Source organism: Aeromicrobium phragmitis (assembly GCF_003674095.1).
Taxonomy (GTDB): domain Bacteria; phylum Actinomycetota; class Actinomycetes; order Propionibacteriales; family Nocardioidaceae; genus Aeromicrobium; species Aeromicrobium phragmitis.
Window position 1 is genome coordinate 1 of record NZ_RDBF01000190.1, and the last position, 356, is coordinate 356.

General features: G+C 70.8%; 1 protein-coding gene. It reads right to left on the minus strand.

The window, feature by feature from the left end:
• Positions 1 to 194: lipoate-protein ligase small subunit (lplB, locus tag D9V41_RS16915; RefSeq protein WP_121795634.1), on the minus strand; the 194-nt coding region annotated here is incomplete at its 3' end.
• Positions 195 to 356 lie beyond the last annotated feature (162 nt).

The following is a 356-nucleotide window of genomic DNA, read 5'->3' on the forward strand; positions in this document are numbered from 1 at the left end:
TCGATCGCCTGCTCGAAGGTCGTGGCGGGGGCGTCGGCCGGTAGTCCGTCGAGCGCGTCGGACATGCGGCCCAGCGCGTCCTCGGGCTCGAGGAAGAAGTCGCCGGAGAGGCGGATGTCGGTCAGGACGCCGTCGCGCACGTCCACGTCGGCGACGACGAGCTTGCCGTTCGGAACCTTGAACTCACCATGCACATCACACTCAACGCCGGGCGGTGCCGTTTGCTTCCGGGCGCCGCACGGCCGTCTCGGCCGCGCCGCCGGGGTCAGAGCCGACGCTCGATCTCGGCGTCCTTCCGCGCTTCGTCGACGATGCGCGTCAGGGTCTCCTGCTGACGCTGCGACTGCGCCGCCTCC